This is a genomic window from Candidatus Rhabdochlamydia oedothoracis, assembly GCF_019453995.1.
Taxonomy (GTDB): domain Bacteria; phylum Chlamydiota; class Chlamydiia; order Chlamydiales; family Rhabdochlamydiaceae; genus Rhabdochlamydia; species Rhabdochlamydia oedothoracis.
Genome location: NZ_CP075587.1, coordinates 1,701,815 through 1,722,328, shown reverse-complemented (window position 1 = coordinate 1,722,328; position 20,514 = coordinate 1,701,815). Strand labels below are relative to the sequence as shown.

At 37.0% G+C, this 20,514-nt stretch carries 22 protein-coding genes and 4 pseudogenes; 12 read left to right on the top strand and 14 right to left on the bottom strand.

Annotated elements, in window-relative coordinates; all coding sequences use genetic code 11:
* Positions 1-278: 278 nt before the first annotated feature.
* Together RHABOEDO_RS09505 and RHABOEDO_RS09500 are read left to right on the top strand one after the other, a co-directional pair.
* Positions 279-632 (top strand): transposase, encoded by a 354-nt coding sequence (locus RHABOEDO_RS09505; protein WP_215217041.1) that lies wholly within the window; start codon positions 279-281, stop codon positions 630-632.
* Complete coding sequence (locus tag RHABOEDO_RS09500) at positions 589-1,104, top strand: transposase (protein WP_215216393.1); 516 nt, start codon at positions 589-591, stop codon at positions 1,102-1,104. Before RHABOEDO_RS09505 ends, RHABOEDO_RS09500 begins: the two co-directional genes overlap by 44 nt.
* 7 nt (positions 1,105-1,111) lie before the next feature.
* Here the strand turns inward: RHABOEDO_RS09500 and RHABOEDO_RS09495 are convergent, their stop codons facing one another.
* The gene (locus RHABOEDO_RS09495; protein ID WP_215217196.1) at positions 1,112-2,152 is read right to left on the bottom strand and encodes a coiled-coil domain-containing protein; all 1,041 of its coding nucleotides are present in this window, start codon (positions 2,150-2,152) and stop codon (positions 1,112-1,114) included.
* Between the two features lie 133 nt (positions 2,153-2,285).
* Here RHABOEDO_RS09495 and RHABOEDO_RS09490 point away from each other — a divergent pair, with 133 nt between their 5' ends.
* Entirely contained in the window at positions 2,286-3,107 is an 822-nt protein-coding gene (locus tag RHABOEDO_RS09490) for an AMP nucleosidase (protein ID WP_215217197.1), read from the top strand.
* Between the two features lie 129 nt (positions 3,108-3,236).
* Here the strand turns inward: RHABOEDO_RS09490 and RHABOEDO_RS09485 are convergent, their stop codons facing one another.
* From RHABOEDO_RS09485 to RHABOEDO_RS09470, 4 genes are all read right to left on the bottom strand, one after another.
* On the bottom strand, positions 3,237-3,578 hold the full coding sequence (locus tag RHABOEDO_RS09485; protein WP_215217198.1) for a hypothetical protein: 342 nt from the start codon (positions 3,576-3,578) through the stop codon (positions 3,237-3,239).
* Between the two features lie 126 nt (positions 3,579-3,704).
* The gene (mfd, locus tag RHABOEDO_RS09480) at positions 3,705-7,007 is read right to left on the bottom strand and encodes a transcription-repair coupling factor (RefSeq protein WP_215217199.1); all 3,303 of its coding nucleotides are present in this window, start codon (positions 7,005-7,007) and stop codon (positions 3,705-3,707) included.
* Positions 6,986-9,613, bottom strand: a complete 2,628-nt coding sequence (alaS, locus tag RHABOEDO_RS09475; protein ID WP_215217200.1) for an alanine--tRNA ligase — start codon at positions 9,611-9,613, stop codon at positions 6,986-6,988. The genes mfd and alaS overlap by 22 nt, the downstream gene beginning before the upstream one ends.
* Before the next feature lie 101 nt (positions 9,614-9,714).
* Positions 9,715-9,858 (bottom strand): hypothetical protein, encoded by a 144-nt coding sequence (locus tag RHABOEDO_RS09470; protein WP_215217201.1) that lies wholly within the window; start codon positions 9,856-9,858, stop codon positions 9,715-9,717.
* Positions 9,859-10,179: 321 nt separating this feature from the next.
* Between RHABOEDO_RS09470 and RHABOEDO_RS09465 the strand changes: the two genes are divergently transcribed.
* On the top strand, positions 10,180-10,326 hold the full coding sequence (locus RHABOEDO_RS09465; protein ID WP_215217202.1) for a hypothetical protein: 147 nt from the start codon (positions 10,180-10,182) through the stop codon (positions 10,324-10,326).
* 120 nt (positions 10,327-10,446) lie between these two features.
* Here RHABOEDO_RS09465 and RHABOEDO_RS09460 read toward each other — a convergent pair whose 3' ends face one another.
* Positions 10,447-11,460, bottom strand: coding sequence for an IS30 family transposase (locus tag RHABOEDO_RS09460; protein ID WP_215216525.1), 1,014 nt, complete (start codon positions 11,458-11,460; stop codon positions 10,447-10,449).
* A 132-nt stretch (positions 11,461-11,592) separates the two neighbouring features.
* Here RHABOEDO_RS09460 and RHABOEDO_RS09455 point away from each other — a divergent pair, with 132 nt between their 5' ends.
* Positions 11,593-12,075: an exonuclease/endonuclease/phosphatase family protein gene (locus tag RHABOEDO_RS09455; protein ID WP_220017586.1), complete on the top strand. Its 483-nt coding sequence runs from the start codon at positions 11,593-11,595 to the stop codon at positions 12,073-12,075.
* On the opposite strand, the gene RHABOEDO_RS09450 is transcribed toward RHABOEDO_RS09455, so the two are convergent.
* Positions 12,072-12,557, bottom strand: coding sequence for an IS630 family transposase (locus tag RHABOEDO_RS09450; protein WP_245397582.1), 486 nt, complete (start codon positions 12,555-12,557; stop codon positions 12,072-12,074). The genes RHABOEDO_RS09455 and RHABOEDO_RS09450 overlap by 4 nt on opposite strands.
* Positions 12,558-12,562: 5 nt before the next feature.
* Positions 12,563-12,931, bottom strand: coding sequence for an IS630 transposase-related protein (locus RHABOEDO_RS09445; protein WP_215216866.1), 369 nt, complete (start codon positions 12,929-12,931; stop codon positions 12,563-12,565).
* A 123-nt stretch (positions 12,932-13,054) separates the two neighbouring features.
* On the opposite strand from RHABOEDO_RS09445, the gene RHABOEDO_RS09440 reads away from it, so the two are divergent.
* Entirely contained in the window at positions 13,055-13,258 is a 204-nt protein-coding gene (locus RHABOEDO_RS09440) for a hypothetical protein (protein ID WP_220017585.1), read from the top strand.
* Positions 13,259-13,260: 2 nt separating this feature from the next.
* On the opposite strand, the gene RHABOEDO_RS09435 is transcribed toward RHABOEDO_RS09440, so the two are convergent.
* From RHABOEDO_RS09435 to RHABOEDO_RS09410, 6 genes and pseudogenes are all read right to left on the bottom strand, one after another.
* Entirely contained in the window at positions 13,261-13,776 is a 516-nt protein-coding gene (locus tag RHABOEDO_RS09435) for a transposase (RefSeq protein ID WP_220017412.1), read from the bottom strand.
* Positions 13,733-14,086: a transposase gene (locus tag RHABOEDO_RS09430; RefSeq protein ID WP_220017413.1), complete on the bottom strand. Its 354-nt coding sequence runs from the start codon at positions 14,084-14,086 to the stop codon at positions 13,733-13,735. Before RHABOEDO_RS09430 ends, RHABOEDO_RS09435 begins: the two co-directional genes overlap by 44 nt.
* A gap of 398 nt (positions 14,087-14,484) precedes the next feature.
* Positions 14,485-14,817 (bottom strand): annotated as a pseudogene (locus tag RHABOEDO_RS09425) (transposase family protein); the annotation flags it as partial.
* A 53-nt stretch (positions 14,818-14,870) separates the two neighbouring features.
* Entirely contained in the window at positions 14,871-15,884 is a 1,014-nt protein-coding gene (locus tag RHABOEDO_RS09420; protein WP_215216525.1) for an IS30 family transposase, read from the bottom strand.
* 73 nt (positions 15,885-15,957) lie between these two features.
* A pseudogene (locus RHABOEDO_RS09415) lies at positions 15,958-16,280 on the bottom strand (helix-turn-helix domain-containing protein); the annotation flags it as partial.
* 5 nt (positions 16,281-16,285) lie between these two features.
* Positions 16,286-16,381 (bottom strand): annotated as a pseudogene (locus tag RHABOEDO_RS09410) (IS5/IS1182 family transposase); the annotation flags it as partial.
* Between the two features lie 230 nt (positions 16,382-16,611).
* On the opposite strand from RHABOEDO_RS09410, the pseudogene RHABOEDO_RS11015 reads away from it, so the two are divergent.
* From RHABOEDO_RS11015 to RHABOEDO_RS09380, 6 genes and pseudogenes are all read left to right on the top strand, one after another.
* Positions 16,612-16,728: pseudogene (locus RHABOEDO_RS11015) on the top strand (type II toxin-antitoxin system mRNA interferase toxin, RelE/StbE family); the annotation flags it as partial.
* Between the two features lie 288 nt (positions 16,729-17,016).
* Positions 17,017-17,427, top strand: coding sequence for a hypothetical protein (locus RHABOEDO_RS09400; protein ID WP_215217056.1), 411 nt, complete (start codon positions 17,017-17,019; stop codon positions 17,425-17,427).
* Between the two features lie 11 nt (positions 17,428-17,438).
* On the top strand, positions 17,439-18,269 hold the full coding sequence (locus RHABOEDO_RS09395; RefSeq protein ID WP_215217057.1) for a hypothetical protein: 831 nt from the start codon (positions 17,439-17,441) through the stop codon (positions 18,267-18,269).
* A 25-nt stretch (positions 18,270-18,294) separates the two neighbouring features.
* The gene (locus tag RHABOEDO_RS09390; RefSeq protein WP_215217058.1) at positions 18,295-19,188 is read left to right on the top strand and encodes a hypothetical protein; all 894 of its coding nucleotides are present in this window, start codon (positions 18,295-18,297) and stop codon (positions 19,186-19,188) included.
* Positions 19,189-19,200: 12 nt separating this feature from the next.
* On the top strand, positions 19,201-19,719 hold the full coding sequence (locus RHABOEDO_RS09385) for a hypothetical protein (RefSeq protein WP_215217059.1): 519 nt from the start codon (positions 19,201-19,203) through the stop codon (positions 19,717-19,719).
* 1 nt (position 19,720) lies between these two features.
* Positions 19,721-20,506, top strand: coding sequence for a hypothetical protein (locus tag RHABOEDO_RS09380; RefSeq protein ID WP_215217060.1), 786 nt, complete (start codon positions 19,721-19,723; stop codon positions 20,504-20,506).
* Positions 20,507-20,514: the final 8 nt, after the last annotated feature.

Below are 20,514 nucleotides of genomic sequence, written 5' to 3'. Positions count from 1 at the left end.
GAATAACAGATGTTTAAAATGCAAGATTTCAAGCCTATTACAAGATTGGTGTTACTTTAAAATCCAAGAAAAATACATTTGCAAGATAGTTAAGTTTTATTTTATATCCATACAGTAAAAAACTCTTTTCTATTGCATAATGTTTGCAGAAATAGCTTTATGCTCATCTAATTTATTGATGAAAAGTTATTATTTACGGTTAAGAACCTATCTTGAATTGAATATAAATTTTCGCTATGATACCAGATCTTTTTATTTTTTAACTAAAGACAGATGACATGAGCAAGCAAGGATTAAATGAAGAACAGTTTAAAATACTCGAACCTCAAATGGAAAAATGGGTAAATCGTAACCATTATGGAAGAAAATTAGCGCCATGGAGACCTGTAGTGAATACTATTTTCTGGGTGCTTCGGACAGGAGCTCCTTGGAAAGATGCACCTAGAAACAAGGAGTTTTCTCATCCCTCAACAGCACACGCATGGCTTGGAAGAATGCAATCTGCTGGATTTTTAGATCAATTTTTAGAAGAGCTGCTTAAGCTTGCCGAACAGCTGGGGTGTATTGATGCCCAGAGACTCTCTGTAGATGGTTTTTTTTTCCAGCGGACGCGGAGGAGGAGAGCAAGTTGATTATGGCTACAAAGGTAAAGGCGTGACATCGCATTTACTGGTAGAAAAATCAGGAAAGCCTCTTGCAATCACTTTTACATCAGCATCCGGGGATGAGAAAAAACAAGTGATCCCTCTGCTTAGGAAAGTCATTCCCTTCATTAAAAAAGCATGGAATCAGGGAAAAGTACCCATACTTGAAGCAGATAAAGGTTATGACTCAGAGCAAACACGTATCGATGTTCTTTCCCATGAGGTTTTTCCTCTGATAGCTCGGAAAAGAAACACTAAGGGATATAAGATAAAAGGCATTTGCTACCTTGAAAAGCAACGTTGGGTCGTTGAGAGAACGATTTCTTGGTTAAAGACATGCTTCCGTCGTCTTACAGTGCGCTGGGAAAGAAAGGCAATATATTGGAACGGACTATTAATGTTTGGACTACTGGGATATTGGATGAATTTCTTAAGTCGGCAAGTATCTTTAAAACAGTAAATTTAATTCAAGATAGGTTCAAGTAGTGTAAGTTTAGCTCAGCATGTAATTTTTGTAAGCGATCAACTTGTAAAGCTAGGATGGATTTATCATCTTTTTGCTCTGATAAAAGAGCTCTGTATTCTAATAAAACAGATTGCAAATCAGAACGTATTTTTTGTAACTCACTAGAAACCTCAGATAGTTCTTGACGTGTTTCTTGCAAGCGAGTGTTTTCCAAGGTGTATTCTGTTCGCAAACTGAATAGTTGAGTAGATGTTTGCTCTGTTTTAACTTGTAAATCGTTATAACTTTTAAGAACATTTGCTAATTTATCATAGCTCCAAGAGATTTGTTGATGTAGATGGTTTAGCTCTTTGATTCTTTGTAGAGTCGTATCGCTTTTTTGCAAGGTTTGTAGCTGGTTAAGAATTTCTTTTTCGCTTTCTAATTGACCAGATTGTTCTGTTGATACTTTGGAAATTAACTCCATTAAGTATTTAGTTATTGTTTGTTGCTTTTCCATATTTACAGAAAAAGCACTGAGTTTTTTCTCTGCTTCTTGAATTCCTGTTGTAGTAGGTTTCAGATCTACAAGGTTGACACGTAATTCTTCAACAGAATCAAGCAGATCTTTGCTGGTTTGACTTAAATAATTTGTATGAATAATCAGCTTTGTCACTTCTGTTTTTAGATTTCCATTTTCTGTTGTGAAATCAACGACGATATCTCTTTGCTGGGTGACTAAAGAGCTTAATTCTTGATTATGAGCAGCAAGGTTTTGATTTTGTCTTTCTAGGTCTTCGACACATTCTCTCATTTTTTTTAAACTCTCATAATGGCGTATGAATAAAGCTCCTAAACTACACACCCCGGAGAGCGCTACAAATGCGCTGCAAATAAAGACCGTTTGTGTAAAAAAAGTGATCACAGCACAACAGACGGAAATAATAAGGCCTGCAAGCATGGTCTTTTCTTTCCAATCAGCTGTTTGCGTTATATTCAAGATTTTTTGATTAATGGGAGAGAAGATATAATTTGTAGCTGTTTGAATAGATGAAATAAGCACTTTTTTAGCTCCTTTATGATAAGATGAAGAAGAATCTAATAAAGATCAAAATAAAACATCTTATAAAGATTTTAAAATTGATTCTTTGTCAATAAAATGATCTAAGGTAAAAAGGGATGTAAGGAGATAATAAATGCGAGAAGAGATTACAGAAGAGCAGTTTGCGATAGAGACATTAGAGCGATATTCAGGATGTGAAGTTGCAAAATTTCAATCAAATCTATTGTTAACCAATTTCCCTAGATATGTAGAGTACTTTGCAAAAAGTAGATCTGTGTCGGTTATCGAAGGATCGATGTTTAAAGTGGCTCATTGCCCAGCAGAAGATATCAGCATTTTAGATTTTAAAATTGGCTCACCTGCTGCTGCCTTAGTGGTTGATTTGTGTTCCTTTTTACCGATTAAAGCAAGTTTGCTTTTAGGAATGTGTGGAGGCTTAAGAAGGCGTTATCAAATAGGGGACTATCTTGTTCCAGTAGCAAGCATTCGAGGGGAGGGAACGTCTGATTTCTATTTTCCTTCTGATGTGCCCGCTTTATCTAATTTTTTGATGCAAAAAGCGGTAACCGATGTATTGGAACTGCAAAAAGCGGTTTATCATATTGGCATCACCTATACGACAAATATGCGTTTTTGGGAGTTCAATGAAGAGTTTAAGAACTTACTCAAAGCCACAAAAGCACAAGCCATTGAAATGGAATGTGCCACATTATTTTCAGCAAGCTATAAGCGCAAGTTTACATTAGGAGCTCTTCTACTCGTTTCTGATCTACCACTAGCTAACTTTGGAGTAAAGACCAAAAAAAGTTCAGAGTCTGTTTATCAGCGCTATATGGCCGATCACGTTGAAAAAGGAATAGACATCATTAAACGCTCTCGAGAGATGCAAGAACAACGCATTAAAGGAGCCTATCATCGCAATATCGGAATGGGTGTCAAAAGTCACTCGCGTTAAAAAAAAGCAATCCACAATTGCTTTAGGTTAGCTCTTGTGGATTGCTAGTTTAAGCTTATTTATTAAAAATAAGTCCCAAATCTGCAAAGATAAGATCTTTTTTTGGGTCCATTTTAGGTTCTAGAGATCCTATGGAGTTGGAGTTGGAACAGTCCCGCAGCATATTGCCCAACACATAGGAGGAAATGCTCCACCCGTTGATGCTAAACAAGTCGACATACAAAGAGCAAAAAGACCAAACCCTGCATCAGCTGTTGGAATACTGCTCATTGCTTGTACAGATCCAAGTAAAAAACCTGCTTTGACAAGTTTACTAAGCGTTAATTTATTTGCGAGATAGGTTGCTCCTTCTTGCATAGCTTTAAATATAGGTTCTGCTATAGAATTTACTATGACAGGTTTATTGATCTCTAATAGACCAACGGCATGAAAAGGACCTTGTAAAGATTGTAATGGGAAATGCATTTGCATAAAGTTTCTCCTTTGGTTACATGCTAAAGCTCTAAAAATAAGAACAATGCTAAAAAACGGGCCCACTTTATAACTTGTATGAGAAAAAATGTCTATATTTTTTTAACAGGTAAAAATATTTTCCATTTAAGCTAAAGAATCTCTTGAGCTCTTAATCGGAAACTCTTTTTTTAGAGCAGCAATGACGCTCTCTTCGAGTTGCTTGGGGTGAGTAATTTTAGGTAGAGCTAATAGTTTCTTTAAGGTGGTTTTCCCGCTTTGTTGTTGTGTGGTAAGAGTCATCTTACTAAATTTGAGCAGCGTGAATTGATGGGCAGAGGCAAATATTCTTAAGCGTGTTAAATGATAGAGCCAAAGTATTTGCATAGGATAAGCGCCAAAGCGGTCTGTTAACTCTACAAGAAGAGTATCTAGTTCTTGAGAGGTAGTAGCATCTCCAAAACGGTGGTAAATTTCCATACGTAAAGTGGGCTCATTTATGTAGGTATCAGGAATGAGCGCGTCAAAAGAAAACTCCATTTTGGTTTCTGTAAAAGAGATGGCTTTATCGTTGCTTAGTGCATTTACCGCTTTTTTTAGCAATTTACAATAGAGATGAAATCCAATAGAAGAGACTTGTCCTGATTGTTGTGTGCCAAGTATGTCGCCTGCTCCTCTGATCTCTAAATCGCGCATAGCAACTTTCATGCCTCCTCCGTAGCCGGAGGATAAACTCAGAGCTTCTAAACGTTTCAAAGTAATTTCAGGAAGTTGTTTTTTAGTTGGGACTAAAAAATATGCATAGGCTGGTTTATTCCATCTGCCTACTCGGCCTCGCATCTGATAGAGATCAGCTATTCCAAATGTATCAGATCGGTCAATCAAAATGGTATTGGCATTGGGGATATCAATCCCATTTTCTACAATGGTAGTGGAGACTAAAATATCTGCTTCTCCTTGTTTAAAGGCATGAAAGACCGCATCGATTTCATCAGAAGACATTTGCCCATGTCCTACTACGATACGCGCTTCTGGGGCTAATTTTTGTATTTCTTTAGCGATTTGAAAAATAGTTTCAATGCGATTATGAATGAAGAACACTTGTCCATCGCGCAATAGCTCTCTGGCTATAGCATTTTGTATAACAGAGTGATTGCGCTCTGTGATTATCGATTTAATGGGCAGGCGATCTTGCGGAGGGGTATTGATCATCGAGATTTTCTTAATACCAATTAAGGAAAGATACAAAGTGCGAGGAATCGGTGTCGCAGAAAGGGTTAAGCAATCAACGCCTATTTTTGTGGTTTTTAAACGCTCTTTTGCGCGGACTCCAAACCGTTGTTCTTCATCGATAATGATGAGACCTAGGTTTTTAAACCGTACATCTTGACTAATTACCCGTTGGGTACCGATTAAGATATCAATGGCGCCCTCTTGGAGAGATTGAAGTGTTTTTTTTATTTGAGAAGAGGAGCAAAATCTACAAGCAAGTCCTATTTGGACGGGAAAGTTTGCCATTCTTTGGCAAAATGTCTCGTAGTGCTGCATGGCTAAAATAGTAGTAGGGACAAGAACTGCAACTTGTTTATGCCCATCACATACTGCCTTGAAAGCAGCGCGCATAGCTACTTCTGTTTTTCCATAACCGACATCTCCACAAATGAGACGATCCATAGCTATCTCTAATTGCATATCTTGTTTGATAGCTGTGATGGCATTGATTTGATCTTCTGTTTCTATGAAGGAAAAATCTTCTTCAAAAGCTACCATTATCTCAGAATCAGCTGGGTAGGCAAATCCTCCTTGGACTGTGCGCTCTGCCTGCATGCGTAGCAATTGATCAGCGTATCCCACAATGGCTTTTTGTGCCATTTGACGCGTTTTTTGCCACCTTGCCGATCCTAATTGACTAAATGTGGGGATTTTGTCCTTAGTTCCAATATATCGGCTAATTAAATGAGATTGGGAGAGCGGGATAAAAAGTTTACTCTTTTCTGCATACTCAATCACCATAAATTCTGATATATCTCCTAAATGATTCGTCCGTTTTTCTGTTCCTATATAGCGGCCTATTCCATTATGAAAGTGCACCACAATATCACCAGGAAGTAATTCATGAAATTCAGAGATGGGGACAGAATGGGACTGGCGCCATTTTTGACGTCTAGGTTTTAAGCGATGAGAGAGTTCTGCTGTGGTGATGAGCGATAGTTTTGCATCTTTCAAGACAAATCCACTAGATAGATAACCGATTTGAAAATCGGTTTTTTCGAGTGTCTTGGTTTTTTCTTCCCATAAAGTTTTTTGCGCAAGAGTAGAGCAAATAAAATGCACTTGCATGTGAGGATGTCGGTGCAGAGCTTGTAGAATTTCTTCTGCTTGGATGGATGTTTGATTATCTAAAGTAGAGAAGAACTCAGCCACTGGAATAAAGGGATGTCTACATCTTTTGGTTTGTATCTGTTGGTTAAACATTTCAAATTGCAAAGGCTGGAGGGAGATTTGTCCCATGTACACCATGGGTTTTTCTTGAACAAAGGAAAGAGATTCAGCGCTCTCATGGCTTAAGAAAATTTGCGATAGAGGCTGCACACAAGAAAAAAACTCTTGAAAAGAAAGGACTAAACGATTGTGTAAAACAGGCATTTTTGTAAGAGAAACCAAACGGTCTTCAATAGCTAGTAGATCGTTAAAAATGACAATGGTATTAGGGCCTAAATAATCTAAAAAAGAAGTAAGTTTTTGTGTTTTTTGTAGAAGGGTAAGTTCAGATGCAGGACAGAGCCAACATTGTGTATGTTTTTCCGTTGTGATTTGCGTTAAAGGATCAAAAGATCTAATCTCTTGAATTTCATTGCCAAAAAACTCGATCCGAAAGGGAGACAAAGCAGAAGGAGGAAAAAAGTCGATAATCCCTCCTCTTACAGCAAATTCTCCTTTATCGCTTACTATGTTTGCACGCTGATAGTTTAAGAGTTCCAGATGCTTAATAAATAAGGAAAAATCGAGAAACTGATGGACGCGGTATTTTTGAAAAAGCGTACGCATGGTTTCTTTACAAGGCAATTTTTGCAAAACAGCCTGCAGAGGAGCAAAAACTACATGAGGAGAATCATTTTCCAAAAGAGAGTCAAGCACTTCAAATCGCTTTCCCATTAAATCAGAACTAGGTGCAATTTCTTCACCGGGCAGGGTTTCCCAAGCAGGCAACTCACAAAGGTGAGGCAGAGAAAACAACTGCATATCTTCGAGTAAGCTATCTTGAGATCCGCTACTGATGATAAGTACATGTTTGTTTATAATCTGAGATAACACCCAAATGATAACAGCTTTGGGCCCATCCCAAAGCTGTTCTATCAAAATAGATGGTTCATGAACTATGGCATCAAGAAATTCTTGTAATAGAGGATGGGTGGTTAGAATTTCTTTTAGGCGTTTTGTAAGAGCCATTTTTGTACTTGTTCAAATGCTTGTAATAACCCTTCTGGATTTTTGCCTCCAGCTTGAGCACTTTCTTTTTTCCCCCCTCCACCACCTGAAATAATAGGGACAATTTCTTTAATTAAAGAAGAAGCCAAAATTCCTTTTTGGCTAAGATCTTTGGACACTCTAACCATCACTTGACAACGCTCTTTTGTTGTGTGGGCTAAAATTACGACATAAGAGCTAAGCGCCTGTGCAATTTGTTCGCTTAAGGCATTTAACTCTTCTGTATCTACGATTTGTGCCATAAAAGGAATAGATCCAACATATTGCACTTTAGTCAGAAGAGTTTGAGTAAGTTGTTTTAACTGTGAGCTTTTTAAGGCTTTTATTTCCGTATGAAGAATTTTGTTTTCTTCGATGAGATTTTGTGTTTTTTCTACAAGCTGCAAAGGAGAGCTTTTTAGAAGAGTCGCTGCTTTTTCAAGTCTATCCTCTTGCTCATAGATCCATTCTTCTGCTTTAACTCTTGTGTATGCTTCAATGCGTCTTACCCCAGAAGCAATACTACTTTCTTTGACAATCCTAAATGAGCCAATGGTAGAGACATTTTCAGCATGAGTACCACCGCATAGCTCTTTGGAATAATCGATATCAACTACCCTTACAATAGCTGCATATTTATCTCCAAAAAACTGCTTGATGTCAGGATCTTTTTGAGCTTTTTCAAAAGAAATTTCATAGGTTTGTACTCTTTGGCCTTCTCTGATTTTTTCTTGAATAAGCCTTTCGATTTGACGGATCTCTTCTTTGGAAAGCGCTTTGTGATGATTAAAATCAAAACGTAAATGATCTTCAGCTACAAGAGAACCTGCTTGTCTAATATGAGCTCCGACTACTTTTTGAAGAGCCCAATGCAATAAATGTGTAGCGGTATGATTATTTGCAATTTCTTGTCTTTTTTGTTTATCTACTTGAGCACTTAAAGGCTCACCTAAAAGTAGACATCCTTTTTCCAATTTACCTAGGTGAGCAATAATCCCTGGAAAAGGAGAGTGGCAATGAGTGACTTTAAAATGAGCTTCTTTATGGGTCAATGAGCCTGTATCGCCTACTTGTCCACCTTTTTCTGGATAAAAGGGGGTTTTATCGAGTAGAATATGACCATTTTGCCCTTCTTTTATCTCTTCGACAAATTTACCATCGATTAAAATTCCTATAATAGCAGCTTCTGCTTCGGTTTGCGTATAGCCTAAAAAACCGGTAGTTGGATGATGTTTGATATATTCTTTAAATACGTCATTTTCTTTTTGTGGAAAATGGATTGTTTGCGCTGCTTTAGAGCGTATTTTTGCTTGATTTTCTAGCACAAGATACGCATCTAAATCTACCTTTAAACCATTATCTTTAGCAATGAGTAGAATTTCTTCGAGAGGAAAACCATATGTGTCTTTGAGTTTAAATGCGTTTTTGCCTGAAATTTGTTTACTAGAGCTTGTTTTAGTCTGATCGATAATGGTGTTTAATATATTACCACCTCGTTTTAAGGTGCGTAGAAAAGTCTCTTCTTCTAAAGAGAGGATATCAGCAATTCTTGTTTGCGATTCTACAAGCTCTTTATAGTCACTTCCCATTGTATCTATCAAACAGGGGAGCATATCTGCTAAAAAGGGTTTTTGAAGTCCCAATATGCGACCATAGCGTACTGCTCGTCTCAAAAGTTTGCGTAAGATATAACCTCTTTCTGTATTACTGGGTTGAGCTCCATCTGCAATAGCAAAGCTAAGAGAGCGAACATGATCTGCGATTACATGGTAGGCAGGAGCCAATTGAGGATCCTCTTTTCGATAGGGTTTGTTACACAATCTTGCAACCTCTGCAATAAACGCTTGGAAAATGTCTATTTCAAATACGGAGTCAACCCCTAATTTTAAAGAGACAATGCGCTCAAGGCCAGCTCCTGTATCGATGGATTTCTTAGGAAGAGGGTGTTGTTTTAGAGAAGCATCTCTGTTAAATTGCATGAATACAAGATTCCAGAACTCTAAAAAACGCTCTCCATCGGGATCTTCTAAAGGAGAAAAAGCCCTGCCATAAGAGGGGCCACGATCAAAAAGCAGTTCAGAACAAGGTCCACAAGGACCTGTGTCTCCCATGGACCAAAAATTATCTTTTTCGCCCATTCGTACAATGCGTTTTTCTGGCAAATAGGCTTTCCATAGCTCAAAAGCCTCATCGTCCTCTTCAAATACAGTAGCCCAGATTTTTTCTGCATCAAAGCCGAATACAGTGGTCGATACTTCCCAAGCATATTGAATCGCTTGGGCTTTAAAATAATCACCAAAAGAAAAATTGCCTAACATTTCAAAAAAAGTTAAGTGACGCGAAGTATGGCCTACATTATCTAAATCATTATGTTTTCCACCAACACGAATACACTTTTGGCAAGTTGTAGCTTTGGTATAGCCTCGTTCATTTTTGCCTAAAAATACATCTTTGAATTGGTTCATTCCTGCATTGATAAATAATATTGTAGGATCATCATGAGGAATGACCGATGAAGAGGAAACAATTGTATGTCCTTTGTCTTTAAAATACTGAAGAAACTTAGTCCGAATTTGTTGAGAAAGCATAAAATTTGTATCTATTTACACGATTAAAAAGATCCACAGTAGCAAAACTAGTGCTAAAAGTCAAAAAGTGCAGGTAATAAAATGCAGTAATCTTGTATTTTTTAAAAAAAATCTAAGAGGTTATTGATAATGGCTATAGCAGCGGTTTTTCGATACGATATAAGCCTATTCCGTTCAGAATAGTCTTTTGGATGCTTTAACTTGTGTTCTAAGTCAGCTCTCTGGCTAGGGGTCAGTTTTTTCATGCTCAATAGCTTAACACAAAACAAAATATTTTTCTATACGATTGAATCGGAACCACTATATACTCGTTTGCATTCAAATTAAGAGTTTGAATGCATAAACATTTTTTATATAAAAAAATAACATCTTCTTGAAAGATAGAGTAGTTTTTTCAAAAAAACCTAATTATGCAATTCTTAATTTGAAATCAAACTAGTATATCTACTGGTTATTTTCCTACGACTCATTCCCTAGATTTTCTTAAAAAGAACACCTTTCGCTTTGCTTCTCTCTTAACCGAGCCTATATGTAAAGCTCATGAGCTTTTTAGAAGATTGTACCTAGTGGATGTACTGAATCCTAAAGCTAGTAAAACAAGCAATTGGGCCAGAAAATTTTTTCTAGGTATGGGGATTATTATTAGTTCTTTCTTATCTGTGGGCACTGCTCCCCCAGGGGTTGCTTTACGCGGTATAGCAAGTTGTCTATAAAAAGAACCCTTCATCTATTATCGAGGCAAGCTACCAGATAAGGCCTTAAAAGAGTTTTTTTCTCGGCCCTTTCAACCTTGAAGTGCACAAAAAAGAACATATAAATACTTGAAAAAACATCTATTGTGCACCCGAGCATAGCATGTTTGTAGATAATCTCGTAAACACTTCTAGTGGAGTTTCGAAGTTGAGAGCCTTTCTAGGTCTGTTATTTAGTAAAGTTTCCACCCTTTCTATATCCTTGGAAGTCGTATCTAAAAAGCTTTGTGTTTTAGGAAAATATTGCCTAACTAGTCCGTTTGTATGCTCATTTAAGCCTCTTTCCCAAGAATGGTAGGGCGTTGCAAAGTAGAAGTCTGTCTCTAGCTCGAAACTAACCATTTGGTGATAGGCAAATTCTTTTCCGTTGTCTGCTGTTAATGTGTGTACAAAATCTTTGATAGGTTTAAGTTGTTCAATTAACGCTTGACTTACTTCCTCTGCAGTTTTATGAGAAACTTTGGCGAGCTTAGTTAGCTTGGAAGTTCTTTCTACCATTGATACAATTACGCCTTTATGTCCTGCCCCTATGACTGTATCTAGTTCCCAGTCTCCTAAACGAGTCTTTTTTTCTACAATACAAGGCCGTTGCTTAATATCTATACGACCAGGCATGTTCCCTCTTCCAGAAGCTCCCTTTCTCTGCTTGTTATATTTTTTCCCTCGATGACGGAGCTCTCTATAAAGCTGTCCTCCCTGTCGTTTATCTTTCCAGATATGATTATAGATGGTCTCATGACTAACATGTTCTTTACCATGTCTTTTAAGCCATCCGGATATTTGTATAGGGCTCCATTGCAACTTGATTTTTTCTTCAATACGGGTAACTATTTGAGGAGTCATTTTTTTATTGGGCTGAGAATTTTTTCTAAGAAATGCTTTTTCTTGAGCTTGCTGATGACGGTATCCTCGTTGCCCTTTATTTCTCTTAAGTTCCCTACTAATAGTGCTATGATGAACTTTTAGAATGTTTGCTATTGAGCTAGATGTATCTCCTCTAGCTTTTAAAATATAAATCTGACATCTTTGGTCATAGGTTAGGTGATGGTAGCCTTTAGGCAAGGTCTCTCCTTGTGTTTGATTGTTAAAAATCACAATAGAGATTCTTTCATCGCCTGCCTATTCTTTTTTTAATTCTTCTGTGCACTTCAAACTTGAAAAGACTCTCTTTTATCCTGGAATATTTGTTGTGTAGGGGGAGGCTATTCTATTAGCGATGGGGGTGTAATGCCTTGGCATTTTAGAATAGATAAAATCATTGTGAAAATTCTTGAGGAAGATCCAGATATTCTTATCTTATATGAGGTTATGGATACAGCTGCTGGATTTTACCTATATGAAAAGTTGCAGGAAAAGTACGCTCATTTTTATTTCAATATAGGACCAAGAGCAATAGGGTGCTCTTCTGGGATATTTGTAGCCAGCAGAGCTGAAATAATCAGTCCTGAATTTACTCCTTTTCCCAAACAGATGCTATTTGGAAGAACCAAGATATCCGAAAAAGGCGTGTTTTCTTTTGACATGCAAATCGAAGGAAAAAATGTAAAAGTCTACGCAACGCATCTGCAGCATTCAGAACAGCCGCAATATCCGACTAAAAAAGAAATACAAGCTAGAGAAGCAGCGATGGACTTAATTATCGAAAAAGTAAATCAGGATACTAGCAATGTGATAGTAACTGGAGATCTTAATTTAGATATAGTTATTTAAATCGACATTGATAAAACAGCTTGATCTAAGGCTTCGGATAAATTAGCTACAGTAGGTAAAAGTTCTCGGATTTTCGTTTTCATATTGGCCCAATATTTTTCGATAGGATTTAAGTCCGGTGAATAAGGCGGGAGAAAGAGCATTTCGTATCCACTTTCCTCTATCAATGTTCTAGTTGTCTTTGATTTATGAAAGCTCGCGTTATCGAGAATCAAAACTTGGCCATGAGTCAAATTTGGAATCAATTCCTGTTTTAGCCATACATTAAATAGATCCGTATTGCAAGTTCCTTCAAAACACATCGGTGCCAGCAATTTCTTCCCTTGTAGTGCCGAAATTACACTCTGTCTACCAAATCGTTTTCCTGAAATTCCTCCAAATATTTGTTTTCCCCTCGCGCTCCTCGCATATTGCCTATGCACATATTGACTGATTCCGCTCTGATCCAAATAGACCCTTTTTTCAGGAGAAATTGCTTCTATCTTTTTTAGATATTCCGCTCTTGCTTCCGCATTCCTTTCCTTATAAAACGCAATCTTTTTTTTCTTGTGATCTTGAGTCTTTTCAAAGCGTAAAAGATTGCTTGCAAAGTCAAACCAAAATGCTTTGCAATCTCTGATAAAAAATGATCGGGGTTTTTTTCTACATAAGCGATTAATCTCTGATCATCAATTTTCTTATAAGTGCTTTTCTTTTTTAGAGGTTCTACGTTTCCTCTTTGTTTCTTACGCTTTACCCATCGGTAGACAGTTGCAATCCCAACTTGAAATAGCTGGCTGGCCTTCATTTTGTCGTTATTTTCTTCTAGGTATTGAAGCACTCGTTTTCTTAGATCCATTGAATAAGGTTTAGGCATTTCTCTACCTCCATATATTTTGTTGGAGAAAAATATACAACTTTATCAATAATATTTTAAATAACTATAATACAGAATATGCCAAATCTTCTTGGATAGGAACTTTTCAAGATGTGCCCTTTGATGAAAATGGTTCAAGAACATGGGGGTGACGAATTTTGTGCAAAAATGGTAGGGAAAAGAAATTCTGGCCCTTTAAACTTAGACTATACATTGATCACAAAAGACTCTGAGATGAATGCTGAAACCTTATTAATAGAAACCGGTTATGATGATACAACGTTTACCATAGATGCTCTTTCTAATCATGAACCTATCTTGAATTAAATTTACTGTTTTAAAGATACTTGCCGACTTAAGAAATTCATCCAATATCCCAGTAGTCCAAACATTAATAGTCCGTTCCAATATATTGCCTTTCTTTCCCAGCGCACTGTAAGACGACGGAAGCATGCCTTTAACCAAGAAATCGTTCTCTCAACGACCCAACGTTGCTTTTCAAGGTAGCAAATGCCTTTTATCTTATATCCCTTAGTGTTTCTTTTCCGAGCTATCAGAGGAAAAACCTCATGGGAAAGAACATCGATACGTGTTTGCTCTGAGTCATAACCTTTATCTGCTTCAAGTATGGGTACTTTTCCCTGATTCCATGCTTTTTTAATGAAGGGAATGACTTTCCTAAGCAGAGGGATCACTTGTTTTTTCTCATCCCCGGATGCTGATGTAAAAGTGATTGCAAGAGGCTTTCCTGATTTTTCTACCAGTAAATGCGATGTCACGCCTTTACCTTTGTAGCCATAATCAACTTGCTCTCCTCCTCCGCGTCCGCTGGAAAAAAAAACCATCTACAGAGAGTCTCTGGACATCAATACACTCCAGTTGTTCGGCAAGCTTAAGCAGCTCTTCTAAAAATTGATCTAAAAATCCAGCAGATTGCATTCTTCCAAGCCATGCGTGTGCTGTTGAGGGATGAGAAAACTCCTTGTTTCTAGGTGCATCTTTCCAAGGAGCTCCTGTCCGAAGCACCCAGAAAATAGTATTCACTACAGGTCTCCATGGCGCTAATTTTCTTCCATAATGGTTACGATTTACCCATTTTTCCATTTGAGGTTCGAGTATTTTAAACTGTTCTTCATTTAATCCTTGCTTGCTCATGTCATCTGTCTTTAGTTAAAAAATAAAAAGATCAGGTATCATAGCGAAAATTTATATTCAATTCAAGATAGGTTCATAGAGGCCTTTTAAGTCGGTTTGAAATATAAAAGTTAAATTGCAAAAGTTCGTTTAAACAACTCTGATTTATTAATGAGCATTTGAATTAGTGTCCATTCAACTCTTTGTAAAACTTCTTAAAATAAAAAGAAAATTGCAAGCATTTATTTCCACATTTTGGGTAGTCCTAAATAGGTAGTGATTTTAAATTATAGTTACAGTGATTTAATCTTATCTTATTTGAGTAAAGACTTTCCTAAACAATTCAATAAAGAAACTCTTACAGCTATAAAAGAACTATATGAAGGTCACGGGACTCGTTAGACCTCTTTCAAAACCCATTAACATAGCTCCAGATTATAAATGCCCGCAATTAGATTGAACCGAAGACCAAACCTTTTTCGTCTATTTCTATAACGATCAGCTAAAATTTTGAATCGCTTAAGCAGACCAATAGCATTTTCATTAATTACACGTTCTTTGGAAAGGAATTGATTATTTTTTTTGTCTTGTTTTGTTAAAGGATTTTTCTTGCTTCTTCTTTTAGGCATTTGGGTTTTAGCATGAAGCTTTTTAAGTCCTAGATACCCTACATCTGTTAGAAGGTTTATTTCGGAATGAAACTTGATTTTAGAATCCTTAAATATCCTAAAATCATGTCTTCTACCTTTGGCCCTTTCAACCTTGAAGTGCACAAAAAAGAACATATAAATACTTGAAAAAACATCTATTGTGCACCCGAGCATAGCATGTTTGTAGATAATCTCGTAAACACTTCTAGTGGAGTTTCGAAGTTGAGAGCCTTTCTAGGTCTGTTATTTAGTAAAGTTTCCACCCTTTCTATATCCTTGGAAGTCGTATCTAAAAAGCTTTGTGTTTTAGGAAAATATTGCCTAACTAGTCCGTTTGTATGCTCATTTAAGCCTCTTTCCCAAGAATGGTAGGGCGTTGCAAAGTAGAAGTCTGTCTCTAGCTCGAAACTAACCATTTGGTGATAGGCAAATTCTTTTCCGTTGTCTGCTGTTAATGTGTGTACAAAATCTTTGATAGGTTTAAGTTGTTCAATTAACGCTTGACTTACTTCCTCTGCAGTTTTATGAGAAACTTTGGCGAGCTTAGTTAGCTTGGAAGTTCTTTCTACCATTGATACAATTACGCCTTTATGTCCTGCCCCTATGACTGTATCTAGTTCCCAGTCTCCTAAACGAGTCTTTTTTTCTACAATACAAGGCCGTTGCTTAATATCTATACGACCAGGCATGTTCCCTCTTCCAGAAGCTCCCTTTCTCTGCTTGTTATATTTTTTCCCTCGATGACGGAGCTCTCTATAAAGCTGTCCTCCCTGTCGTTTATCTTTCCAGATATGATTATAGATGGTCTCATGACTAACATGTTCTTTACCATGTCTTTTAAGCCATCCGGATATTTGTATAGGGCTCCATTGCAACTTGATTTTTTCTTCAATACGGGTAACTATTTGAGGAGTCATTTTTTTATTGGGCTGAGAATTTTTTCTAAGAAATGCTTTTTCTTGAGCTTGCTGATGACGGTATCCTCGTTGCCCTTTATTTCTCTTAAGTTCCCTACTAATAGTGCTATGATGAACTTTTAGAATGTTTGCTATTGAGCTAGATGTATCTCCTCTAGCTTTTAAAATATAAATCTGACATCTTTGGTCATAGGTTAGGTGATGGTAGCCTTTAGGCAAGGTCTCTCCTTGTGTTTGATTGTTAAAAATCACAATAGAGATTCTTTCATCGCCTGCCTATTCTTTTTTTAATTCTTCTGTGCACTTCAAACTTGAAAAGACTTTTGGAAAAAAAGGTACAAATAATCTTTTTTGTGTCCTTGCTCATTACAAGCTGCGTCTTTAAGGTATGCCTTTTCTTCTTCCCTGAGTAAAAATGTTTTTGTTTTTTTTAGGGCGCTCTATGGGTGTTTCTGTGGCATCTATTAAAATAACATCATATTCCATATCGCTTTTTAATAGCCCTTTACGTCCAGGCAGTGCAAATAGGGGATGTTTTATCAGGGTGTATTCTACCCATTTTATTGTTTTATAAGCTGTACTTTCACTGATATTATAGCTCTGGCTTATGTGAAAATAGGTTCTATACTCTCTTAGATACTCTAAGAGCCTGTTTAAAATCTTTTCAAAAGTAGAGCAATAAAAGCAAGAACCACCATATTCAGGCTTGTATGTAGTTTTCTTTCGCAATTTTTCCATAGCCTGCGACTTTATAAAAATGTTTATACAATCAAACTCTTAATTTGAATGCAAATAAGTATACATCCATTGATGATTTCTGGAAACAAATGGGAATTAATCCAGATGCTTGACCTTGATTATAGCACTCGAATTAAAAAGGATTTAAAGAAATTTCAATATAAAAAAGAAGGCATAAAGCTGCTTTCAGCAAAAAAAGAAATTACCTAAAAAATATTTAGACCATCTTTTATCTGGAAGTTATTATGGATATAGGGAATGTCATGTTAAACCGGATGTATTACTCGTTTACAAACTAAATTTAGCTAAAAAAGTCCTTTATTTAGCTTGGGTAGGCTCTCATTCAGAACTTTTCTAATAAATAATTAATCTCTATAATCTCTTCCATCTTATCTTAAAAACCTTTTCTCACAGGTTTTTTATGGATTCCATAAATATAAGTAATTGATAATAAATTACTTAATTCTTCCTTAAGAAATATCTTAACCTTTTAAGCTTCAAAGAATTGTTTTTTTTATTTTTAAGTATTTTAAATTCAGTTATATAACATTTTTATAATTTATTATTAATATTATCTTAATTAGTTTGTGGGATAATTATAATAGATAAATAGAAGAAATAATAAACAATAACAAAATAGGAAGCCATGACAACACATCTAGAACAAGCAAAACAGTTCTTAGAATCTAATGCTAAATATAAAGAGACGCATTTAAGCGAGATCTTAGAGTTGATCAACGATTTAATGCTCAACTGGAAAAACGCTATTATTAAGGGCTCTAAAGAAGAACAGATGCAAGCTATGGAAAGATTAAACCAAGTCCGAGGTCTTTTGAAGGATTACTTTGAAAAGGTTAAAGAATCTTTAGACTTAAGCCCAGAAGAAATTGAGCAGCTTGTAGAATATGCAACAAAGAGAAATACCCCTAACCAAGAAAAAATCGTGAGCTTTAGCAAAGAGTTTAAAAAGCATTCCGATGAGATTGTAGAGATGGTAGGAAAGAAGGAAAAAAAGAAAAAAAGACGCGCTTCTAGAGCGAGTTGGATTTCATCTTAAGAGAGGATTTTATGGAAATTATAAGACAAGAACCCATACCACCGGTTTTTAGATTAGGAAGCTATCCTTCTTTTAGCGATTGGATCGAAAAACTCAAAAAAGAAGGCGTTACCTTGGAAATTCTCGTGCTTTTAGTGATGTCCAATAAGAAGAAAACGGGAGCGATGGATCGCACCTCTCAGAGTATTGCCGATATTGTAGAAGAATCAAACGAACTGAGTAAGTTGCAGGATGACTTGATTAAACTAAATGGGGACTTGAGTAAGCTAGAAGCTGGATTGGGCAATGTTCCAAGTGCTAGTGAGGAAGCTTGGAAAGCGAATAAAATGCAAGAGTTGATCCAGAAGATAGCGGATGATTATAAACAATTTATTAAAGATTTAGCAGAAGTAGAGAAAAAAGGAGAGAAAGACCCTGGTTTAAAGGCGCTTCTAACAACAGTAGAACAGTTTAAAGCAGACTTTGATACCAAAATAGGAGGAGAATCTTTTTCTGAAGCCATTGAGCAGTGGGTAAATGACACAGGTTATCACGGTAAAGACACAGGATTTCATCCTAATGCTCAGGGAAAAGATCCTACACGCTTGAATCGAATATTAGCTTATTTAGCAGAGCAGTACTATCAATCAAATCATAGTGGTGGAACAGGTAAACAAAGCGATTTGGCTAACTTTTGGATGGATGGAAGTGCCGCAGAGCACATGGTAACAGGACAATCTCAACAACAATCGATCCAAGTGCAAGCCTATATGCAAACATTAAACGGATACAATAACTCTGCTCAAGAAATGATTAAAGCAATGAATGAATTAAAATCTAAAATGGCTCAACTAGCCGTATAAAAAATACGTAATAAGGAGAAATAATATGATAGAAAAAATACAAATAAATAGCGTTAAAGTAGATGGAATTTTACCTTCTAACGACCTAAAACCTAAAAACTCTTCTGTAGTTTCAGAAGTAAAGAATAAAAAGCATAAAGGCATGCTTCCTGCGGATGCTATTAGATTAAATTATTTAGAAAAGGGAGAAGAGTCTCTTTTAAAAGAGAAAGTAAGAGCCATTTTAAGCGAAATGAAAACAGCTGTTAAAAAATCAGGTTTTGATCCACGAGTAACAAACATCTTAATGCTTTATATCGCATTTGCTCAAAATCAAATGGATCAAAACGACAAATTAGAAGCGGGTTGGATGGATCAGCAACACGTACAAAATCTTTTATTAGAAGATTCCGCTAAAGAACAGAAGAAAATTGCTAATGAATCTACGCAAGGGCGTCATGCAAATATCGGAGCGATTATCGGCTTTGCTCTTCTTGCTATCATTGGATTTGCCTTGCTCTTTACAGGAATTGGTACTGCAGCAGGAGCCGGGTTACTAGCCACAGAAGGAGCAGCTACAACTGGATTATTAGCTACGGAAGGAGCTATGGCAACAGCTAGTGGTTATACGCTAGCCGGAGCAGGTGCTTTTGCCGGAACAGGTGTCTCTTTAGGGTTTGTCGTTCCAGCTATGACTAATCCAGAAGGAGCTGGTTTAGGGCCTGTTACTCAAGAAGGCCCTGATCAAGCAAAACTTGCTCAGATCAGTATTTTGAATAGCTTTTGGAACCTGCTTGCACAAAAAGCTAACCAAAATATTCAAACCGGTACGCAGTTGAACATTGTAAATGCTTCAAGTAGCAATACACAACAAGGTCAGCAGGCTTCACAGATTATATCGGAATGGGGACAAATGTCTCGTTTTCAGTTAGCAAGGTAAAAGGAGGCTAACATGGCAATAGGTACTATAGCAAAAGCAAATCTGCTCTCTCAATTAATGAGTGAGCAGATAAGCGCACAGATCAGCCAAATGCAAGCTAGCCAGTCTTTCTCTAATGTAGAGTCTGATTTTGCACATGGTAGCGTAATAAGAGGCGATGAGATGCTTAAAGTGGTAAAAGCTATGGATTGGATCCAAATTCTAACCATCGTATTAACCCCACTTATTTTGGGTGTTGGCGTTGCCACTGCCGGATTAAGCGAAGGTTTAGCAACAGCAACTTCTTTCTCTTCTGCAGGCGCACAAGTAACATTAGGATCTGCAACAGCAGGAACACAAAGTTATAAAGCAGGCTTAGATAGCCAAATAGCTATCAATAAGGGCGGTGTGGAGTCAATAAATCACAATATTAAAACCAACTTTGATTCGCTCAAGCACGAAAGTGAAACGCAGATTAAAGTAGGGGGCGATATCGCTCAAATGATCTCTAATGAAGGTCAAATAGCAAATCAAAAAATAATAGGTAGATAATATGAGCAACACAATAAATAGTCAATTTGATCAAGGCTTAAACAGTATAGATTGGGTGAAATATCCTCAGCTTATGCAGAAAGTGGTGTCTGCGTTTATGGTTCAAATGTCAGATACTTTAAATAAGCTGAGAGAGGTTATTTCTTTAGCCCAAGCTAAAACCTCAGTGTCACAGCTTAAATTTGGATTTGATGCAGCAAGTAGCGTGCAAACAAGTGGCTTTATCCAAGCTGGTGTAGGTGCATTCCAAGTAGGAGGAGGGGGTTACCAAGTAAGCGCTGCTTTTAACACAGCTGGTGAAATGGGAGCGTTAAGAACTGCTTTTGAAGAAAATGATACTAACCTTGACAGCCAGATAAATAGCGCTAACACATCTATTGAACCTGTCCCAGTGATAAACGAAGTGGAAGAAGACGGAATTGTCGTACAAATTCAGCAAGTTGATGCCGTCCCTCAGGCTCCAATTAGCCAAGAGAGAATAGATGTAGATGCTCTACATGCCCAAAAAGATGCCTTAAAGCATAAATATGCTACCGACCGAGAAGACATAAGCCATAATCATCAGAAACACTATGGAATAGGTCAAGTTCTATCAGGATTAGGCGGTTTATTGCATATGATAGATGGCGGTACTCAGGCGCAAAAAGCTAGCAATGATGCTGCCAATGGGTCATTTGAGCATAACCATCAAACTCAAGAAGCAACTCGCCATAGTGTGAATCAAACAGTTGATAAACTCTTGAGCATTGATATGTACGCATTAAACGTAGCTTCTTCTAGAGCTTAAAGGAGAGA